Annotated in this window: 19 protein-coding genes; 12 read left to right on the top strand and 7 right to left on the bottom strand. The window is 70.1% G+C overall.

Annotation, left to right across the window (positions count from 1 at the left end; genetic code table 11):
- Positions 1-161: 161 nt before the first annotated feature.
- Together FHY03_RS00840 and FHY03_RS00835 are read right to left on the bottom strand one after the other, a co-directional pair.
- Positions 162-575, bottom strand: a complete 414-nt coding sequence (locus tag FHY03_RS00840) for a GNAT family N-acetyltransferase (RefSeq protein WP_311721270.1) — start codon at positions 573-575, stop codon at positions 162-164.
- Complete coding sequence (locus FHY03_RS00835) at positions 572-1,057, bottom strand: SspB family protein (protein ID WP_183921178.1); 486 nt, start codon at positions 1,055-1,057, stop codon at positions 572-574. The genes FHY03_RS00840 and FHY03_RS00835 overlap by 4 nt, the downstream gene beginning before the upstream one ends.
- Before the next feature lie 73 nt (positions 1,058-1,130).
- Between FHY03_RS00835 and hisB the strand changes: the two genes are divergently transcribed.
- The 9 genes from hisB to FHY03_RS00790 all read left to right on the top strand — a co-directional run bounded on the left by hisB (position 1,131) and on the right by FHY03_RS00790 (position 8,027).
- Entirely contained in the window at positions 1,131-1,718 is a 588-nt protein-coding gene (hisB, locus tag FHY03_RS00830; protein ID WP_183928143.1) for an imidazoleglycerol-phosphate dehydratase HisB, read from the top strand.
- Positions 1,715-2,026 (top strand): YciI family protein, encoded by a 312-nt coding sequence (locus FHY03_RS00825; RefSeq protein ID WP_311721269.1) that lies wholly within the window; start codon positions 1,715-1,717, stop codon positions 2,024-2,026. The genes hisB and FHY03_RS00825 overlap by 4 nt, the downstream gene beginning before the upstream one ends.
- Positions 2,023-2,628, top strand: a complete 606-nt coding sequence (gene hisH / locus FHY03_RS00820; RefSeq protein WP_183928141.1) for an imidazole glycerol phosphate synthase subunit HisH — start codon at positions 2,023-2,025, stop codon at positions 2,626-2,628. The genes FHY03_RS00825 and hisH overlap by 4 nt, the downstream gene beginning before the upstream one ends.
- Before the next feature lie 223 nt (positions 2,629-2,851).
- Complete coding sequence (gene hisA / locus FHY03_RS00815; protein ID WP_183921175.1) at positions 2,852-3,586, top strand: 1-(5-phosphoribosyl)-5-[(5-phosphoribosylamino)methylideneamino]imidazole-4-carboxamide isomerase; 735 nt, start codon at positions 2,852-2,854, stop codon at positions 3,584-3,586.
- 394 nt (positions 3,587-3,980) lie between these two features.
- On the top strand, positions 3,981-4,742 hold the full coding sequence (hisF, locus tag FHY03_RS00810; protein WP_183928139.1) for an imidazole glycerol phosphate synthase subunit HisF: 762 nt from the start codon (positions 3,981-3,983) through the stop codon (positions 4,740-4,742).
- On the top strand, positions 4,739-5,311 hold the full coding sequence (locus FHY03_RS00805) for a septal ring lytic transglycosylase RlpA family protein (RefSeq protein ID WP_183921173.1): 573 nt from the start codon (positions 4,739-4,741) through the stop codon (positions 5,309-5,311). The genes hisF and FHY03_RS00805 overlap by 4 nt, the downstream gene beginning before the upstream one ends.
- 60 nt (positions 5,312-5,371) lie before the next feature.
- The gene (locus FHY03_RS00800; RefSeq protein ID WP_183928137.1) at positions 5,372-5,722 is read left to right on the top strand and encodes a phosphoribosyl-ATP diphosphatase; all 351 of its coding nucleotides are present in this window, start codon (positions 5,372-5,374) and stop codon (positions 5,720-5,722) included.
- A gap of 10 nt (positions 5,723-5,732) precedes the next feature.
- Positions 5,733-6,119, top strand: coding sequence for an HIT domain-containing protein (locus tag FHY03_RS00795; RefSeq protein WP_183921172.1), 387 nt, complete (start codon positions 5,733-5,735; stop codon positions 6,117-6,119).
- 357 nt (positions 6,120-6,476) lie between these two features.
- Positions 6,477-8,027: an amino acid permease gene (locus FHY03_RS00790; protein WP_183921171.1), complete on the top strand. Its 1,551-nt coding sequence runs from the start codon at positions 6,477-6,479 to the stop codon at positions 8,025-8,027.
- Between the two features lie 60 nt (positions 8,028-8,087).
- Here the strand turns inward: FHY03_RS00790 and mscL are convergent, their stop codons facing one another.
- Positions 8,088-8,564, bottom strand: a complete 477-nt coding sequence (gene mscL / locus FHY03_RS00785; RefSeq protein ID WP_183921170.1) for a large conductance mechanosensitive channel protein MscL — start codon at positions 8,562-8,564, stop codon at positions 8,088-8,090.
- A gap of 121 nt (positions 8,565-8,685) precedes the next feature.
- Here mscL and FHY03_RS00780 point away from each other — a divergent pair, with 121 nt between their 5' ends.
- The 3 genes from FHY03_RS00780 (at position 8,686) to FHY03_RS00770 (ending at position 11,807) form a co-directional block, all read left to right on the top strand.
- Positions 8,686-9,225, top strand: coding sequence for an NUDIX hydrolase (locus FHY03_RS00780; protein ID WP_183921169.1), 540 nt, complete (start codon positions 8,686-8,688; stop codon positions 9,223-9,225).
- A 130-nt stretch (positions 9,226-9,355) separates the two neighbouring features.
- Positions 9,356-10,429 carry a polysaccharide pyruvyl transferase family protein gene (locus tag FHY03_RS00775; protein WP_183921168.1) on the top strand — a complete coding sequence of 358 codons (1,074 nt, stop codon included), beginning with the start codon at positions 9,356-9,358 and terminating at the stop codon, positions 10,427-10,429.
- A complete protein-coding gene (locus FHY03_RS00770) occupies positions 10,422-11,807 on the top strand; it encodes a Coenzyme F420 hydrogenase/dehydrogenase, beta subunit C-terminal domain (RefSeq protein WP_260158594.1) in 1,386 nt (461 codons plus the stop codon). The genes FHY03_RS00775 and FHY03_RS00770 overlap by 8 nt, the downstream gene beginning before the upstream one ends.
- Before the next feature lie 17 nt (positions 11,808-11,824).
- Here FHY03_RS00770 and FHY03_RS00765 read toward each other — a convergent pair whose 3' ends face one another.
- From FHY03_RS00765 to FHY03_RS00750, 4 genes are all read right to left on the bottom strand, one after another.
- Positions 11,825-12,964 (bottom strand): DUF1624 domain-containing protein, encoded by a 1,140-nt coding sequence (locus FHY03_RS00765; RefSeq protein WP_183928133.1) that lies wholly within the window; start codon positions 12,962-12,964, stop codon positions 11,825-11,827.
- Between the two features lie 69 nt (positions 12,965-13,033).
- Positions 13,034-14,371 carry an MFS transporter gene (locus FHY03_RS00760; RefSeq protein WP_183928131.1) on the bottom strand — a complete coding sequence of 446 codons (1,338 nt, stop codon included), beginning with the start codon at positions 14,369-14,371 and terminating at the stop codon, positions 13,034-13,036.
- Positions 14,368-16,149 (bottom strand): alpha-amylase family glycosyl hydrolase, encoded by a 1,782-nt coding sequence (locus FHY03_RS00755; protein WP_183928129.1) that lies wholly within the window; start codon positions 16,147-16,149, stop codon positions 14,368-14,370. Before FHY03_RS00755 ends, FHY03_RS00760 begins: the two co-directional genes overlap by 4 nt.
- A 47-nt stretch (positions 16,150-16,196) precedes the next feature.
- Positions 16,197-18,677, bottom strand: a complete 2,481-nt coding sequence (locus FHY03_RS00750; protein ID WP_183928127.1) for a TonB-dependent siderophore receptor — start codon at positions 18,675-18,677, stop codon at positions 16,197-16,199.
- Positions 18,678-18,703 lie beyond the last annotated feature (26 nt).

Below are 18,703 nucleotides of genomic sequence, written 5' to 3'. Positions count from 1 at the left end.
TGACGGGGCGTGCCGCTACGCCGCCCGGCCAGGCTCGACCCGACATCCATGGTGCCCCGACCGCATCGTTCGGCGATGTAGGCGGCAGGATGGATCTCGGCTCAAGGCCGGGATGACGGAGTGGCACGGCGAACGTGACTAAGAGGGGGCTCTTTCGCCCCTCAGCCGATCCGCTTCGCCAGGAAAAAGCGCGACTCGCCCGGCGGATAGTCGTCGATCGTACCGAACAGCGCGTAGCCGAGCTTCTCGTAGAAGCCGCGCGCCTGGAAGCTGAACGTGTCGAGCCACACGCCGACGCACCCGAGTCGCGCCGCCTCGGCTTCCGCGGCGAGCATCAGCGCGCGTCCCTCGCCGCGGCCGCGCCGCTCCGGCGGGAGCGCGAGATATTGCACGAACAGCCAGCGATAGCTCGCCACGCCCCACAGCCCGCCGACGATCGCCCCGGCCTCGTCGCGCAGCGCCAGCGCGATCTCCTCGCGCGGCATCTGCCCCACTGCCGAATCGTTGTGCGCCACCAGCGGCGCAAGGATCGCGGCGCGTACCGCCGCGTCGGGCGCGGCGACTCGCTCGATCACTTCTTGCGCTTAAAATCCACCGCGACGACGTTCGAGCCGTCGCTCGCGCCGCCCGCAGGCGGGCCGTCATTCTCAGCCGGATCGTGCCCGCCGGGGCCGTCGCCCGGCCCTTCCTGCGCCTGAAATCGCAGCTCGAAGTTCACGGCAGGGTCGTGGAAGCCGGTGATCGCCGAGTACGGGATTACCAGCTTCGACGGCACTTGGTTGAAGCTCAGCCCCACCGAGAAACGCTCCTCGTCGACCGTCAGGTCCCAGAAGCGGTTCTGGAGCACGATCGTCATCTCGTCGGGGAAGCGCTCGACCAGCCGCGCCGGGATATCGACGCCGGGCGCCTGAGTCTTGAAGGTGATGTAGAAATGGTGCTGGCCGGGCAGCCCCCCGGTCTCGGCGACCACGCCGAGCACGCGCCCGACGACAGCGCGCAGCGCTTCCTGCACGATCTCGTCATAGGGGATCTGGCTGTCGGGCAGCATGTCGTTCATGCGCTTATGGGTAGCGTGATGGGCCGAGCGGTCAAGGTTGCTTGGACCGCGCAGCGCGTTATGGACCGGCGTCATGCGCACCGCCACGCTTCGCCGCGACACCAGCGAGACCCGTATCAGCGTCTCCGTCGACCTGGACGGCACCGGCCAGTATGACATCCATACCGGCGTCGGCTTCTTTGATCATATGCTGGAGCAGCTCGCGCGCCACTCGCTGGTCGACGTCACGCTTCACTGCGACGGCGACCTCCATATCGATCAGCACCACACCGTCGAGGACAGCGCGCTCGCGCTCGGCAGCGCGGTGGCGCAGGCGCTCGGCGACAAGCGCGGCATCCGCCGCTACGCCGATGCGCTGTCGCCGATGGACGAGACGCTGACCCGAGTCGCGCTCGACATCTCGGGGCGGCCGTGGCTGGTGTGGAAGACCGGCTTCACCCAGACCCGGCTGGGCGAGATGGACACCGAGCTGTTCCAGCACTGGTTCCACAGCTTCGCGCAGACCGCCGGGATCACGCTCCACGTCGAGACGCTCTACGGCGACAACAACCACCATATCGCCGAGAGCGCGTTCAAGGGGCTGGCGCGCGCGCTGCGCGAGGCGATCGAGATCGACCCGCGCAAGGTCGGCGTGATCCCCTCGACCAAGGGGACGCTGTGAGTCGCTATCGTGCCGGCGGCGAGCTGAGCCTGATCCTGCTGAGCTACGTGCGCCCGCTCGACGAGCTCGACTCGCTGATGGCGGCGCACGTCGCCTGGCTCGACGCGGGCTTCGCGGAGGGCGCCTTCCTGGTGGCGGGCCGGCGCGAGCCTCGTACCGGCGGGGTCATCGTGGTGCGCGGCCACCGCGCCGCGGCCGAGGCGATCGCCGCGACCGACCCGTTCGTCACCGCCGGCGCGGCGACCGTGGAGGTGGTGCCGTTCCACGCCAGCTTCGCCGCCGACCCGGTCGGCGCGTGGCTGGCATGACGCTGGCGCTGATCGACTATCAGGCGGGCAACCTCCACTCGGTCGCCAATGCGCTGCGCGCCGCGGGGTGCGATGACCTCGTGGTCACCGCCGACCCCGACGCGGTCGCGCGCGCCGATCGGATCGTGCTGCCCGGCGTGGGCGCGTTCGGGGCCTGCGCCGCGGCGCTGCGCGCGGTCGACGGGCTGGTGCCCGCGCTCGAGCAGCGGGTGCTGGCGAAGGGCGCGCCGTTCCTCGGCATCTGCGTCGGGATGCAGCTGCTCGCGACCACGGGCGAGGAGCTCGGCCGCCACGCCGGGCTCGGGTGGATCGACGGGACCGTCCGCCGTATCGACGTCGCGGGCACCGACGCCAAGGTGCCGCACATGGGCTGGAACGACGTGGTGCCGCGGGTCGAGCACGCGCTGATCGTCCCGGGCGAAGCCTATTTCCTCCACAGCTACGCCTTCACCGGCGCGCATGTGGTGGCGACCACCGACCATGCCGGTCCGGTCACCGCCGCGGTGGCGCGCGAGAATGTGGTTGGGGTGCAATTCCATCCCGAGAAGAGCCAGCGCTACGGGCTGGCGCTGCTGGAGCGCTTCCTGGCGTGGCGGCCGTGAGGGGCACGGCGGTGGTGAGTCGGTCGCGCTCTTCCCGTCCGAGGCGTCATCCTGAACTCGTTTCAGGATCCAGGGCTCCACGTGCTTGCCGGCCGCTGGATGGGCGGCACGGTGAATCCCGAACCAAGTCCGGGATGACGGCAGTGAGAGGGGCGACGTGGCGCCCGTCGAACGCCTCCCTCGGCGCGTCCGCCCGCCGCATCACCTCCCAGAGTAGCCCCGCATGACCCTCATCGTCTTTCCCGCGATCGACCTCAAACAGGGCCAAGTGGTCCGCCTCGCCGAGGGCGACATGGCGCGCGCCACGGTCTACGGCGACGATCCCGCGGCGCAGGCGATGCTGTTCGCCGACGCCGGCGCGCAACACCTTCACGTCGTCGACCTCGACGGCGCCTTCGCCGGCGCCAGCGTCAACGGCGACGCGGTGCGCGCGATCGTCGCGCGCTTCCCCGGCCACGTCCAGCTCGGCGGTGGCATCCGCACGCGCGAGAGCGTCGAGCGCTGGTTCGACCTCGGCGTGTCGCGCGTGGTGATCGGCACCGCCGCGCTGGAGGACCCCGAGTTCGTCCGCGGCGCCGCGCGCGATTTTCCCGGCGGCGTGGTGGTCGCGGTGGACGCGCGCGACGGCATGGTCGCGACCAAGGGCTGGGCCGACGTTTCCACCACCAGCGTGGTCGAGCTCGCGCGCCGCTTCGAGGACGCGGGCGTGGCGGCGCTGCTGTTCACCGACGTCGGTCGCGACGGGCTGCTCAAGGGCGCCAACATCGAGGCGACGGTGGACCTCGCGCGCGCGGTCGACATTCCCGTGATCGCGAGCGGCGGCGTGGCCGGTATCGCCGACATCCACGTCCTGGCGCTACACGCGCGCGACGGCGTCGAGGGCGTGATCACCGGGCGGGCGCTGTACGACGGGCGACTCGATTTGGCGGCTGCGCTGAGCGTGGCGGCGGCGGCGTAGCTGCCGGCCCAGCGTAGGAGCGTCAGAGAACGCGGTCGAGCACCGGCCGTCGCTGCTCGGAGCGCCAGGCCAAGCCGTTCGTCGCACATCGTCGTGCGTGGGGAGCCTGCACCCAGAAACGCTCCGTCTGCTCCAGCTGGCCCTCCCATGTTCGCTGCCGGAACCAGGACCAGCAGGTGATCGTCCGGCGCGCATGCGGCCACTCGGTCGGGAAGGCGCCTCTCGGGTTGGCCAGGATCACCAGCAGCGCACAGGAGCGGCATCGCATCAACCGACACTCCTCGGCCGTTAAAAGGCGATGATGCCGCCGCGCGTGCTTCAAGGAACCTCAACGCTGACCGACGTCGGCGACCGCTCTTGCCCTCGCTTACCCGCTTCGGCATGAGCCCCACGCATGACTGTCCGTGCCCGCGTGATCCCGTGCCTCGACGTCGCCGAGGGACGCGTCGTCAAGGGCGTCAACTTCGTCGACCTGATTGACGCGGGCGACCCGGTCGAGCAGGCGCGCGCCTATGACGCCGCCGGCGCGGACGAGCTCTGCTTCCTCGACATCACCGCCAGCCACGAGGCGCGCGGTACCATCCTCGACGTGGTCCGCCGCACCGCCGCGGTCTGCTTCATGCCGCTCACCGTCGGAGGCGGGGTGCGCAGCGCGGAGGACGCGCGCGCTTTGCTGCTCTCCGGCGCGGACAAGGTCGCGATCAATTCCGCCGCGGTGGCGCGCCCCGAGCTGGTGAGCGACATCGCCGAGCGGTTCGGCAGCCAATGCTGCGTCGCCAGCGTCGACGCGCGTCGCGTCGGCGACGGTTGGGAGGTGTTCACGCACGGCGGGCGCCGCGCCACCGGGATCGACGCGGTGGCGCACGCGCTGCGCCTGGCCGAGCTGGGCGCGGGCGAGCTGCTCGTCACCTCGATGGACCGCGATGGCACGCGCGGCGGCTACGATCTCGCGCTGGTGCGCGCGATCGCCGATCGCACCGAGGTGCCGGTGGTGGCCTCGGGCGGCGTGGGCACGCTCGACGATCTCGTCGCGGGGGTGACCGAGGGCCATGCCTCCGCGGTGCTCGCCGCCTCGATCTTCCACTTCGGCCAGGCCACCGTGGCCGAGGCGCATGCCGCGCTCGCCGCCGCTGGCGTGCCGGTGCGCGCGCATTGAGGCGCACTGCGCGGCGCGCGGCGGGGGCGGCGCTGCTGGCGACGCTGCTCGCCGGCTGCGGCGGCCATTACCGCCCGGTCAGCGACACGCCGGTGCGGCTCGGCCGGCCCTATGTGGTGCGCGGGGTCACCTACACGCCCGCGGTCGACCCCAGCTACGACATGCTCGGCTATGCCAGCTGGTACGGCAGCGAGTCGGGGAACCGCACCGCGCTGGGCGAACGCTTCCGCGCCAAATGGGTCACCGCGGCGCATCCGACGCTGCCACTGCCGAGCTACGTCGAGGTGACCGCGCTCGACACCGGGCGTGTGATCCTGCTGCGAGTCAACGATCGCGGCCCGTTCGCGCGCGACCGGCTGATCGACCTGTCGCGCGGCGCGGCGGAGCGGCTCGGCGTGCGCGCGCGCGGCCATGTCGCGGTGCGCGTCCGCGTGGTCGAGCCGCCCGAGGGCGACCGCGCGCGGCTGCGTCGGGGGAAGGCCGCGGCGCCGCGACCCGATGTCTCTCCCGCGGTCGCCGCCAACCTGCGCGCGCAGCTCGACACCGGCCTGCGCGCGATCGGTCGCTGAGGGCAGCGACCGCCGTGCTCCGGCTTGACCAGCGCCGCCTCCCGCGGCACGCCCGCGACCATGGACCAGCCCGACCCGCTCGATCGGCTCTTCGCGACGGTCGCCTCGCGCCGCGGCGCCGACCCGACCTCCTCCTACACCGCCTCGTTGTTCGCCAAGGGGCGGCCGCGCATCGCGCAGAAGCTCGGCGAGGAAGCGGTCGAGACCGTGATCGCCGCACTGCGCGGCGACGAGCGCGCGATCGTTCCCGAGGCGGCGGACCTTCTGTATCACCTCATGGTGCTGCTCGCGGACGCTGGGCTGACGCTCGACGAGGTCCGCGCCGAACTGTCACGGCGCGAGGGCGTGTCCGGGCATGACGAGAAAGCCGCGCGCGGTGGCCCGCTGCCGCTCTCCTTCCGCCCAGAATGAGGATCGCCCGATGACGGTGGACGCTACCCAGCCCTACGACGACGCCAACATCTTCGCCAAGCTGGTACGCGGCGAGATCCCGTCGCGGCGGGTCTATGAGGACGAGCACAGCATCGTCTTCCACGACATCGCCCCTTGGGCGCCGGTCCACCTGCTCGCGGTTCCGAAGGGCCGCTACGTCAGCTGGGACGATTTCTCGGAGAGCGCGAGCGCGGAGGAGATCGTCAGCCTCACCCGCGCGATCGGCCAGGCGGCACGCGAAGCGGGGCTGGTCGAGCGCGGCTATCGCCTGATCGCCAACACCGGGCTCGACAGCCACGCCGAGGTGCCGCACCTCCACGTCCACATCCTCGCCGGTCGCGCGCTCGGCCCGATGCTGGCGCAGCGGGACGGGTGAGGGCGGGGGGCTGGATGTCTGAGGTCGACTGAACGTCATCTGGGCGGTGCGGCACCTCCTCCGCGCGTGAAGCTTCTCGAAGAGGGTGCTTCTCTACCGCGTCGTCATCCCGGACTCGGTCCGGGATCCACTCTCCCGCAAGAGCAATGCGCGGTGCATGTGCGGCACGGTGGATCCCGGACCAAGTCCGGGATGACGGATGTGTGTCGGGCATGACGGACGGGCGGCCTTAGTCGCCACCATGGGTTCCACACGGTCCCTCCGCCGGCCCTTTCATCTCCGCGCAACACTATTGCGCGTCGCCGCACACCCGCTACGCTCCTGTCCAGCAAATTTCCCTTGGGGGCATCGAACCTAATGATCTTCGGGCGCGTCAAACCTCTCGACGCCATCCTCGCCACCGCCGAGCGCAAGTCGCTCCACCGCACGCTTGGCTGGTTCCAGCTGACGCTGTTCGGCATCGGCTGCGTGATCGGCACCGGCATCTTCGTGCTCACCGCGGCGGGCGCGCAGAAGGCCGGCCCCGGGCTGATGCTGGCCTTCGCCATTGCCGGCGCGATCTGCATCGTCGCGGCGCTGTGCTACGCCGAGATCGCGGCGATGATCCCGGTGGCAGGGTCGGCCTATACCTACACCTATTCCACGATGGGCGAGCTGCTCGCCTGGACGGTCGGCTGGGCGCTGATCCTCGAATATGCCGTCGCCGCCAGCGCGGTGGCGGTCGGCTGGTCGGGGTATTTCAGCGGGACGATTCTCAACCAGTTCCTCGGCATCCATCTGCCTGCCTGGCTCTCCGCCGCGCCGCTGGCGCTAGGCGGCGCACCCGGCGGCTTCATCAACCTGCCCGCAGTGGTGATCGCGGGCCTCATCACCTGGCTGCTGATGATCGGCACCACCGAGAGCGCGCGCGTCAACGCGGTGCTAGTGGCGATCAAGGTGGTCGCGCTCACCGCCTTCGTCGCGCTGACGCTGCCGAGCGACTCGTTCAGCACCGCCAAGTTCAATCCCTTCCTTCCCGCGGGCGTGTTCGGCGGCTTCGGCACGGGCGTGGGCGCGGTGGGCGCGGCGGCGACGATCTTCTTCGCCTATGTCGGCTTCGACGCCGTCTCGACCGCGGCGGAGGAGACCAAGAATCCGCAGCGCAACGTGCCGATCGGGCTGATCGGCTCGCTGCTGTTCTGCACCATCTTCTACATCCTGGTCGCCGCCGGCGCGATCGGCACGATCGGGGGCCAGCCGATCATGGGGCCGAACGGCATACCCTTCCCGACCGGCTCGGAGGAACTGGCCCGCCAGTGCGCGCTGCCGCAATATGCCGACATGCTGGTCTGCTCCAACGAGGCGCTCGCGCACGTGCTGCGCGCGATCGGCTGGTCCAAGGTGGGTAACATGCTCGGCATCGCTGCCTTCCTGGCGCTGCCCTCCGTGATCCTGATCCTGATGTTCGGCCAGACGCGCATCTTCTTCGTGATGAGCCGCGACGGGCTGCTGCCGGAGAAGCTCTCGGCGGTGCACCCGAAGTGGAAGACGCCCTATGTCGTCACCGCGATGACCGGGATCGGCGTGGCGTTCGCGGCGGCGTTCCTGCCGGTCGGGCAGCTCGCCGACATCGCCAACGCGGGCACGCTCTACGCCTTCATGATGGTGGCGATCGCGGTCATGATCCTGCGTCGCACCGCGCGCGACCATAAGCGCGACTTCCGCACGCCAGCGCTGTGGCTGGTGGGGCCGATGACGATCGTGGGCTGCGTGTTCCTGTTCTTCAACCTGCCCTCGGCGGCGATGCTGGTGCTGCCGATCTGGGGCGCGGTGGGGCTGGTGATCTACTTCGCCTACAGCCGCCACCACAGCCATGTCGGTCGCGGCATCGTCGACGCCGACGACCTCGCCGACTCGACGCTGCACTGAGCAGTCGCTGGTACGCCGCGGCGCTCTCCCGCGCAGGGAGAGCGCCCGGACGCCATCGGGTCAAACCAGCGGGGGAGGAGTGCGCGTGGTCGTCCCGGCGCGCAGCTCGTCGCGGATCTCACGCAGCAGCGCCACCTCGGCGGGCTCGGCGGCAGGCTCGGCGGTGCCTTCCTTCTTCTCGCGCTCGGCCGCGGCGATCACGCGATTGACGCTGCGCATCAGCAGGAAGACGATGAATGCGAGGATGATGAAGTTGATCACCACGGTGATGAACTCGCCGTAGCCGAACAGCGGCACCCCCGCCGCCTTGAGCTGGGCATAGCTCGTCAGCGAGCCGGCGTAGTTCGCGGGGACAGGCCCCAGCTTGACGAAATAGCTCGAGAAATCGAAGCCGCCGAAGAGCGCGCCGACGATCGGCATGATGATGTCGTCGGTCAGCGATTTGGTGATGGTGGCGAAGGCGCCGCCGATGATCACGCCGACTGCCAGGTCGAGCACATTGCCTCGAGCGATAAACGCCCTGAAATCCTTCAACATGATCGTCTCCCTGCCGCTCCCGGTGCGGACCGATCCAGGTTAAGCGCGGATTGGCGCTTCGCCAAGTCGCGCCGCTGACCTAGAGAGGCGCGTCCCAGACGCCAGCATCGAGCGAGACCCCATGACCAAGCCGCACCGCGACGCCGACGCTCCTGCCGAGACGGCCTGGGCTGGCCGCTACATCGAGGTGAAGACGCAGGGGCAGTGGGAGTATGTGTCGCGCCGCAACGGCATCCAGGCGGCAGTCATCGTCGCGATCGACGACACCGATCGAGTCGTGCTGGTCGAGCAATATCGCGTCCCGCTCGGCCGCCGCTGCCTCGAGCTACCCGCTGGGCTGATCGGCGACGAGACCGTGGGCGAGGCGGTCGCCGCCGGCGCCGCGCGCGAGCTGGAGGAAGAGACCGGCTTTCGTGCGGGGCGGATCGAGGAGCTGGGCTTCTTCTACTCGTCGCCGGGGATGAACAGCGAAGGCTTCACGCTGGTGCGCGCGCACGAGCTGGAGAAGGTCGGGCCGGGCGGCGGCGAGGCCGACGAGGACATCGAGGTGCATCTGGTGCCGCGCGCCGAGCTGACGCGCTTCGTGCTGGCGAAGCGCACCCAGGGCGTGGCGATGGACGTCAAGATGCTGCTGTTGCTGGCGGACGGCCTGCTGGACTGAGGGATCCCGGATCCAGTCCGGCAAGACAGCGGACGTGAAGCGCTCTGTGCGTTACACCTTCAAAGGCGATAGCCCCACGTTCCGGGGAAGATCAGCGGAACCGGCCGAGCCGTAAGCGATTATCTCCGCAATGACCGCTACACCGCGCAAGGTCGGGATCCTGACCTTTCACCGCTGCATCAACTACGGTTCCTACTGGCAGGCACGCTGCCTAACCGAGGGACTGCGCTCGCTGGGCCATGACGCGCGGCTGCTCGATCATCACAGCGATCAGGTCGCACGTGCCGAGTGGCGCTGCTCGTTCCAGCCGACCCTGCCCGAGCGCACGCCTCGCGCCGACCTGCCGGCGTACAAGATCAAGGGCCGCAAGTTCGTCGCGGCGTTCGACCGCCTGCCGCAGTCACCGCGCTTTCCGCTGCACCGGCCGGACACCAGCGGCTATGACGCGATCGTCGTCGGCAGCGACGAGGTGTGGAACTTCCGCCATCCTTGGTACGGTGGCGCGCCGATCTTCTTCGGCGAGGGGCTGAGCGTGCCGCGGCTGGTCTCCTACGCCGCCAGCTTCGGCAATCATGACGCCGCCGACGGCATCTCGGACGACTGGGCCGCCAAATTGCGGCGTTTCACCGCGGTGTCGGTGCGCGACGCCAACTCGCGCGCGCTCGTGCAGACCGCCCTTGGCGCGACTCCGCCGCTGGTCCTCGATCCGGTGCTCCAGTTCGGCGATCGCGTCCACGCCGCCGCGCCGCCGTCGGGCAAGGGCGGCTACGCCTTGGTCTATGGCCACGGTTTCCCGGAGTGGCTGCAGCGGCAGATGCGCGACTGGAGCCGGCGCAGCGGGGTGCGCCTGGTCAGCATCGGATACCGCAACGACTGGGCCGACGAGCAGGACATCGCCGCCGGTCCGGAGGAGTTCGCGCAGCGCGCCGCGAGCGCCAGCGCGCTCGTGACCAATTTCTTCCACGGTTGCGTCTTCGCGCTCAACAATCGAACGCCGTTCGTCACCGCGCCGTCGCCCTATCGCTTCAACAAGGTGCGCGACCTCGCCGCGGCGCTCGACGCGCGCCGCCACATCGTCTCGCCCGAGCTCGACGCCGCGGACTATGACGCGCTGCTCGGCGCGCCGCCCGCACCGACGGTCTACGAGCGGATCGCGGGGCTGCGTGCCGAGTCACTCGCCTATCTGCGCCACGCGCTTGGCTGAGCCGCTCGCGCCGCGCGACGTGGTGCGCTCGGGGCTGTGCATCGGCTGCGGTGGCTGCGCGGCGGACGCGCCTGAGGGGACGATGGCGTGGGACCGCTACGGCACGTGGAAGCCCGACGGCGCGTTCGCGTCCACGCCGAGTGCCGAGTTCGCGCAACGCTGCCCCTTCTCGCCCGACGCGCGTGACGAGGACCTGATCGCCGCAGAGCGCTTCCCTGCTGCACCGCGCGCCACGCCGCTGCTCGGGCGGCATGAATCGACCTGGGTTGGCCATGTCGCCGAGGGCGAATGGCGCGAGTCCGGCAGCTCGGGCGGCATGGTGAGCTGGGTCGCCGCCGAGCTGCTGCGCACGGGCGCAGTGGACGCGGTGGCGCATGTCGCCCCCGTCGCGTCGCCGCAGGAGGACGGGCGCTACTTCGCTTATCGCCTGTCGCGCGATCCCGGGACTCTGCTGGCCGGCGCGAAGTCGCGCTATTATCCGGTCGAGCTCTCCGCGGCGCTGCGCGAGATCCGTGCCACGCCGGGGCGCTACGCGATCGTCGCGGTGCCGTGCTTCGCCAAGATGATCCAGCTCGAACGCGCGCGCGACCCGGTGCTGCGCGAGCGCGTGCCGCACGTGCTCGGGCTGTTCTGCGGGCATCAGAAGAGCGCCCGGCTGGTCGAAAGCTTCGCGTGGCAGCTCGACACGCCGCCGGCACGCGTGCGCGCGGTCGACTATCGCATCAAGGACGCGGGGCGGCCGGCGAATTGGTACCGCGCGCATCTCACGCTCGACGACGGTAGCGCGCGTGCTGAGGACTGGTGGCACCTCGCCGATGGCGACTGGGGCGCGGGCTTTTTCCAGAACAGCGCGTGCGACATGTGCGACGACGTCGTCGCCGAGACCGCCGACGTCGCGTTCGGCGATGCCTGGGTCGAGCCTTACTCGTCCGACGGGCGCGGCACCAACGTGGTGGTGGCGCGCACGCCGCTGGTCGACGGTCTGATCCGCGCCGCGGTGGAGGAGGGGCGGCTGGCGCTGGAGGAAGTCGACGCCGACTTCGTCGAGGCGACGCAGTCGGCGGGATTTCGTCACCGCCGCGAGGGGCTGGCCTATCGGCTCACGTGGCGGCGCTGGCGTGGCGGTGTCGCCAAGCGCAAGCGGGTCGCGCCCGCCGCGCGCGCGCTGCCGCTGCGACGTCGGCTCGTATATCGGACGCGCGCCGGCATCGCGCGCTGGAGTCACCGACTGGCGTGGCTGTCGGCGCGGACCGGGGCGCCGGGGCTCTATCTCCAGTGGGCGCGGCCAGTGCTAGCGTTCTATCGCGCGCTCGCGTGGTCGCACGGGCGGCTCGGCGGCTGGATCGACCGGGTGCTGCCGGACGCGCGACGTCAGTAGGTTCGCGCCCCGCCCTCTCAGAAGAAGCGTAGCCAGCGGCTCGCGCTCCGCCGCTTCATCCCGCCGAACCAGCGCGTCGCCCACCATAGAGGCGGCGCGACAGCGGCGGCGAGCAGCCAGACGTGCCCGATCGCCGGCACCTCGCGCCCGCCGGCGGCGAGGGCAAGCAGGTGCAGCACATAGAGGTGAAGCAGGTAGAAGAACATCGGCGCACTCCCCAGCACCGACAGCCAGCCCGGCGCGCGCCACTTGAAGCCGACCAGCAGCCATGCGCCGATGCCCAGCGTCAACAGCAGGAAGTCGAGCGACGGCGGGTATTTCGTCACGTTGAGGACGGAGAGCAATGTCAGCTGCGGCGTCGCGCCCGCCTGCCATGGCACCGGCTCGCCGTATCGATTGATCGCGCGCAGCAGCACGAAGCCAAGCAGCAGGATCGTGCCGGTCACCACGAGCGCGCGCCGCCGCCAGGCCGGTGAGGCGTGGAACCACAGGCCGATCGCGTAGCCGAGCGCGATCACGCCGAGCCACGGAAGCACCGGATAGGAGGTGCGCGCGTCAACCCCGCCGCCCAGCGCGATAAAGTCGCGCTGGTGAAGTATCGCCCATAACGGATGCAGCGGGTGGCCTGCGGCGAGCCGCACCGGGTCGAGCAGATTGTGCCCTGCCATCAGCACGATGGCGATCGCGATCAGCGCCCCGCGCGGCAGCCACAGCAGCCCCGCCAACGCGATCATCGACCAGCCGATCGCCCAGATGACCTGAAGATAGATCATCGTCGGCGCGAGCGCGAAGCGCCAGGCGAAGCCGACCAGGGTCAACTCCAGCAGCAGCAGGAACAGCCCGCGCTCAAGCAGGAAGCGCGCGGTCGCCGCGCGCGGTCGAGCCGCGCCGTAGAGCCAGGCCGAGACCCCGGCGAGCGCGATGAAGATCGGCGGGCAGAGGTGCGCGGCGAGCCGAGCCGCGACCAGGCCGGGTGGGGCGACGCGAAGATCCATCGGGTCGCTCACCGGCGCGCTCAGCAAGAAGTACTCGCGCGTGTGGTCCGCCAGCATCAGCAGCATGACGAGTCCGGGCAGCGCATCGATCGAATCGAGCCGGCGGTTCGGCGTGGGACGTGACGGAGCCTGGACGGTGCGGGGAGCGGTCAGCTGAAGCATGGCTGCCGTCCGTGATACACTATCTCGTCACACGCAGCGTTCAGGTCGGTGCTGCACATGTCGGGGTCGCTACGTCGCCGCGCGCGCTCCGCGGCCCACCATCACCGTGGCCACCGCCCCGAGCAGCATCAGCACGCCGGCGAGCACGAGCACCGCGCGCGCGTCACCGCCGAGCAGGTTGTGGTAGAACAATGGGATCGACAGGCTCTCGATCATCATCGGGATGACAATGAACATGTTGAAGATGCCCATGTACACGCCGTTGCGCTCGGGCGGGATCATGTCGGTGAGCATGACATACGGGTTGCCCATCATCCCGGCCCAGCCGATCCCGATCCCGACCATCGCGACGTACAGCCACGCTTCCTGTCCGATCGCCGGGATCGCCATCATCGCCGCGCCCGAGGCGGCGAGGCAGCAGGCGTGGACCCGTTTGGCGCCGTGGCGCCGCGCGAGCGGCATCAGCGCGATCGCGGCGACGAAGGCGACCGCGTTGTAGAAGGCGCCGAGCTGCCCCACCGTCAACGCGGTGTCACGGAACGCCCGGCTGGTCGCGTCGGCGGTACCGTGGAGCGATCGTGCCAGCGCGAAGGCGATGAACTGCCAGTAAGCGAACATCGCATACCATTGGCAGAGCATCGCCAGTGCGAGCTGCCGCATCGGCCGCGGCATCTCCGCCAGCGCGGTGCGCAGATCGGCGAGGGCCGACCGGAGCGTCAGCGGCTCGGCCTCGAGCCGCGCGCGCTCCTCGACCGGCAGCGGCAGCTCGGGAACGCGCCACACCGACCACATTATCGTCGAGAGCGACAGCACCGCGCCGATCACGAAGGCGATGCGCGTGATGTCGGGGATGCCGTTGGCATCGACCGCGTCCTTGTCGAGCCCGAACCAGACCAGCAGGCTCGGCGCCAGATAGGAGAGCGTCTGCGCCAGGCCGGTGAAGGCCGATTGCGTGAGGAAGCCGGTCGGCCGCTGGTCGGGCGCGAGCCGGTCGCCGACATAGGCGCGATACGGCTCCATCGTGACGTTGTTGGCCGCGTCGAGCACCCACAACAGGCTCGCCGCGATCCATAAGGCGCGGCTGTATGGCATCGCGAACAGGCACAGGCTGCACAGCACCGCACCGACGAGGAAATAGGGGGTCCGGCGGCCGAGCCGCGAGGTGGTGCGGTCGCTCATCGCGCCGATCAGCGGCTGGACGAGCAGACCGGTGACCGGACCGGCGAGCCACAGCAGCGGCAGCGTGGCCTCATCGGCACCCAGGTAGCCGTAGATCGGGGCCATGTTGGCCTGCTGCAGCCCGAAGGAGAATTGCAGGCCGAGGAAACCGAGGTTCATCTCGACGATCCGCGCCAGCGAGAGGCGGGGGCGCGACGTTCCCCGCGCGGTTCCCGTGGCCGGCCTCATCGCTCTTCCTCCAGCCAGACCACACCCCAGCCCGGGACGGTGTCGCAGGTTGCCCCGGTCAACCGATCGCGGTTTGCCGAGGTGAGAGCCACGGGCGCCGCGCCGAAGTTGAGGAATACTCGGTCGCGTCCGCATGCCACGCCGAGCAGCGCCGAGGCGCCCGTCTCGATCAGTGCCGGCGCGCCCGCGGCGCCGCTCGCCACGCGCGCCGCCCGCAGCGCCCCCAGGTCGCCGCTGATGCGCCGCGCCGCCGCGCCGTCGAGCGCCGCCCAGTCCATCTCGGGCCGGTGCAGCCAGCGACCCTCATGCGCGCGCTCCGGGTCGTCCCGATAGCCATAGTCGTTGAGCAGCCCGAGCTCGTCGCCCATGTAGGTCGTCGCCAACCCGCCGCTCGCGATCGCCAGCGCGTTGAGCAGCGCGATGCGCCGGTACGCCGCCTCGCGCTCCGCATCGTCGCGGGCCGATTCCAATCCGGCGAGCGAGGCCATCGTGCCATTGCTGCCGTGGAGCACCGCGCCGTCGCTCTGGAACGGCGCGCCGCGACCCCAGCCGCCGTCCGCGCCCTCGAGAGAATGCGCTGCCGCGGCGAGCCGGCGCTCGGGCGCGGGATCGATCGCGCGCAGGTCGCCCAGGACCGATCCCCAGCCGATATCGTCGTGGCAGCGCGCGTAGCTCAGCCAGTTGGCACCGCGCGGCAGCCCGCCGCTCGCGGCGACGATCGCGGCGGGGAGTGCCGCGGACTGCTCCGCCAGCCCGACCCAGCCCGCCACCATCAGCGAGTTGTTGTAGACGAGGTGGCACTCGGGCTCGAAACCCTGACCCTCGTCGCGGCCGAAATAGGGCGGCACGAAGGCGGTGGGCACGATCGCCTCGGCCTTGAGCAGCGTGGCGGGCGCGGCGATGTCGAGCGCGGCGCGCAGCGCGCGGACGATGTAGTGCGTCTCGGGCAGGTTGCGGCAGTCGCTGCCGGGCTGCTTCCAGAGGAAGGCGATGCTGTCGAGCCGGAATGCCTCCACGCCGCGATTGGCGAGTCGCAGCGCGACGTCCAGGATCGCGAGGAAGACGTGCGGGTTGCGCCAGTTCAGGTCCCACTGGAACGGGTAGAAGGTGGTCCAGACATGGCCCCCCATCGCGGGCACCGCGGTGAAATTGCCCGGCGCCGTGGCGGGGAAGACCTGCGGCAGCGCGGCCTCGCGGGCGCGCGCTTCGGCCGCGTCGAGCACGATGTAGAAGTCGCGGTAGAAGGGGTCGCCCGCCTTCGCCGCTCTTGCCCAGAGATGATCGTCCGCGGTGTGGTTGAGCGCGAGGTCAACGCACAGGCTGATCCGTGCCGCGCGCAGCCGCGCGGTGAGCGCCTCGAGGTCATTGATCGTCCCGAGCCGCGGCTCGACTGCGAGATAGTCGGAGACCGCGAAGCCGCCGTCGCTGTCGCCCTCGCGCGCCTTGAGCAGCGCGAGCAGGTGGAGGTAGCGCACACCGAGTGACTCGAGATGGTCGACCCGCCCGGCCAACCCCGCCACCGTGCCGGCGTAGCGGTCGACGTAAGTGGAGTAGCCCAGCATGTCGGGGCGGACGAACCACTCGGGATCGTTGAGCCGCGCCGAGTCGAGGGAGCGCAGTGCCTCGGGCCGCTCGGCGTGGCGCGCGCGTAGCAGCGCCTCGGTCGCGGCCCATAGTGCGCCCGTGTCACCCTGCGCGCCGTAGAGCCGGTCGAGCTGCCGCCGCAGCCGCGGCGCGATCGCGGCGAGCCGCTCCTCCATCGTCATCCTTCCTGTCACATCGCGCACCATAGACGCGCCGCGCGTCGTCGCCACGCTGGCGCGCGTCAGAAATCGAAGCGCACCGAGGCGGCGATGGTGCGCCCGTTGATCGAGCGCGCGCGCACCAGCCCGTTGGCGGGAATGCTGGCGTCCTCCGCCTCGGTGACGCCCTTCACGTCGAAGATGTTGTTGGCATTCAGGTTGAAGCTGACGTTCTCGGCCGCGCGCACCAGCAGGAAGCCGTTGACCTGGGTGTAGGCCGGCATCTTCAGGTCGTTGATCGGCTGTGTGTAGCTGGAAGTGGTGCCGATCACGTTCGCGCCGAAGCTCACCCGCCCGAAGTCGAACTGCGGCGTCGCCTGATAGACGAACGCGGCCTGGCGCTGCGGGCGGTTGCCGTCGAGCGTCGCGTCGGTGGCGTCGCGCTTGATCTTGGCGTCGGTATAGGTGCCCGCCGCGGTCAGCGAGAAGGGGCCGGCGCGGAAGCGGCCCTCCAGCTCGACGCCGGTCGCCTCATAGTCGCGGCTGGTGAACTGCTGCTGCGACAGCAGGTAATTGGTCTCCTGCGTGCGCGCGTTGAACACGGTGGCGTAGAGCGCCAGCGGCCCGGTCGAGAACTTCAGCCCGCCCTCGGCCTGCTTGACGAAGTCGTACGGCTTGGCACCCGCGACCAGCCCGCCCGTGGTGGTGTCGATCAGCGGGCCGAACAGCAGCCGGTCGGCGTTGACGCGGCCGCCGCGGCTGTAGCGCGCGAACGCCGCCAGCGTGTCGCTCAGCCGATAGTTGATGCCGGCCGAGTAGGAGAGATAGCGGAAGGTATAGTCGACCGGCGAGCGGTTGGCGGGGATGAACGCTACCGCCTGCTCGGCGGAGGAGAGGAAGCCATCGCCGTCGATGTCCTGCGCGCGCGTCGTGGTCGCGCCGGGCAGGTCGCCCGCGATGCTGCCCTTGGCGCTGCCGAAATCGTAGCGCAGCGACCCGTCGACGTTGAGCCGGCCGAGTTCGAACCCGAGCTGCGCGAACGGCGCGTTGGTGGTGTAGCGCATGTCGTAGCTGCGGCGGCAGCAATTGCCGAAGAAGGAGGCGGAGTAGAGCGTGCCGCCCGCGGTGCGCGCGACACCGGTCGAGTCGCGCACGTCGACCAGCACCGAGCGGCCGTCGCCCTGCACGGTCTGGTAGAAGCTGGTCCACAGCCAGTCGGTGACGATGTCCTGGCGCGAGTTGTAGATACCCGCCGCCAGCGTCACCGCGCCGCCGCCGAGATCGACCTTGCCGTTGATGCGCAGGTCGTTGGTGATGTTGTTGAGGCTCTTCAGGTCGACGTCGAACAGCACCACGCTGGCGAGCAGGCCGTTGCCACCGAGCGTCGCCGGGCTGGCGATGCGCTGCCCGGAGAGCGGGCCGCTGGCGTAATAGAGCTGCGCGTTAGGGCCGGCGAGCGCGTTGGCGGCGGTCTGCGCGTCGCCCACCGCGGCGGGGAAGGGCGAGACGAAGTCGCCCGAAATGTCCGAGTAGCGGAACCGCTCGGTGACGTTCCAGCCGTCCGCGATCGCGAACTGGCCCTCGAATCCGACCGACTTGACGTCCGGGTGCATGCCGTCGCCGATGCTCCGGCGCACGGGATTGTTGTCACCGTCGAGCGTCAGCACCGAGCCGATGTAGCGGCTGTGCAGCGTGTCCTGATTGATCGAGAATTCGGGCACGTTGCTATAGCTCGGGTCGCTGCCGCTTCCACTCACGCGCACCGGGTTGGGCAGATAGGCGATGCTGCGATCGTCGAGATACTTGCCGTAGAGACGGACATAGCCGCCGTCGAACTCGCGGGTAATGTTGGCCTTGATCTGGCCGCCACGCATCGCGTCATAGCCGACGTCGCGCGGGCCATCACCGAGCCGGTAGAAGCCGCTCAGCTCGTAGCGCGTGTTGGCGTCGATCCGGCCGCCATAGGCGAAGTCGGCGCGATACTCGCGATAGTCGATGCCGGACGAGAGCTGGAACGAGCCGCCTTCCTGCTCGCCCGTCTTCGAGATGAAGTTGATGATGCCGCCGGGCGAGTTGCTGGCGAAGGTGGAGGCCGAACCGCCGCGCACCGACTCGATGCGCGCGAGCGACAGGTCGTTGCGGATGAAGATATCGGCGTTGCCGAAGATGATGTCGCCGAACTCGAGGACGGGCAGCCCGTCTTCCTGGAGCTGGAGGAACTTGGAGCCGCCCGAGGCGACCGGCAGGCCGCGAACCGCGATATTGGCGTTGCCCTCGCCGCCCGATGCCTCGACGCGCACGCCGGGCAGGTTGCGCAGGATCTCGGCGGTGTTGCGCGGCGGGATCTTGCTGGTGAGGTCGGCATCGAGCGAGCTGACCGACACCGAGGTGTCGAGCCGGTTGCGCCCCTGCGCGACGCCGGTGACGACAATGTCCTCGGCGGGGGCGGGCGTGTCGATGGTCTGGTCCGCCGCCTCGGCGACCGGGGCGACGGTCTGCGCCTGGACGGTGGCGGCGAGCAACAGCGCCGGCACCCCGGCGAGCAGGCGATAACGCGCGATCATGATATCCTCCCCAGCGGGCGAACGGT

It is taken from the genome of Sphingomonas sp. BK345 (assembly GCF_014193845.1).
Classification (GTDB): domain Bacteria; phylum Pseudomonadota; class Alphaproteobacteria; order Sphingomonadales; family Sphingomonadaceae; genus Sphingomonas.
The sequence above is the reverse complement of the archived record's forward strand: the minus strand, read 5'-3'. Positions and strand labels throughout refer to the sequence as shown.

Bases quoted from the DNA above. Each gene is read 5' to 3' on its own strand.
- FHY03_RS00750 (WP_183928127.1), bottom strand. From the start codon at position 18,677: ATGATCGCGCGTTATCGCCTGCTCGCCGGGGTGCCGGCGCTGTTGCTC.
- hisA (WP_183921175.1), top strand. From the start codon at position 2,852: ATGACCCTCATCGTCTTTCCCGCGATCGACCTCAAACAGGGCCAAGTG.
- FHY03_RS00795 (WP_183921172.1), top strand. From the start codon at position 5,733: ATGACGGTGGACGCTACCCAGCCCTACGACGACGCCAACATCTTCGCC.
- FHY03_RS00780 (WP_183921169.1), top strand. From the start codon at position 8,686: ATGACCAAGCCGCACCGCGACGCCGACGCTCCTGCCGAGACGGCCTGG.
- FHY03_RS00835 (WP_183921178.1), bottom strand. From the start codon at position 1,057: ATGAACGACATGCTGCCCGACAGCCAGATCCCCTATGACGAGATCGTG.
- FHY03_RS00775 (WP_183921168.1), top strand. From the start codon at position 9,356: ATGACCGCTACACCGCGCAAGGTCGGGATCCTGACCTTTCACCGCTGC.
- hisB (WP_183928143.1), top strand. From the start codon at position 1,131: ATGCGCACCGCCACGCTTCGCCGCGACACCAGCGAGACCCGTATCAGC.
- hisH (WP_183928141.1), top strand. From the start codon at position 2,023: ATGACGCTGGCGCTGATCGACTATCAGGCGGGCAACCTCCACTCGGTC.
- mscL (WP_183921170.1), bottom strand. From the start codon at position 8,564: ATGTTGAAGGATTTCAGGGCGTTTATCGCTCGAGGCAATGTGCTCGAC.
- FHY03_RS00760 (WP_183928131.1), bottom strand. From the start codon at position 14,371: ATGAGGCCGGCCACGGGAACCGCGCGGGGAACGTCGCGCCCCCGCCTC.
- FHY03_RS00800 (WP_183928137.1), top strand. From the start codon at position 5,372: ATGGACCAGCCCGACCCGCTCGATCGGCTCTTCGCGACGGTCGCCTCG.
- FHY03_RS00790 (WP_183921171.1), top strand. From the start codon at position 6,477: ATGATCTTCGGGCGCGTCAAACCTCTCGACGCCATCCTCGCCACCGCC.
- FHY03_RS00765 (WP_183928133.1), bottom strand. From the start codon at position 12,964: ATGCTTCAGCTGACCGCTCCCCGCACCGTCCAGGCTCCGTCACGTCCC.
- hisF (WP_183928139.1), top strand. From the start codon at position 3,981: ATGACTGTCCGTGCCCGCGTGATCCCGTGCCTCGACGTCGCCGAGGGA.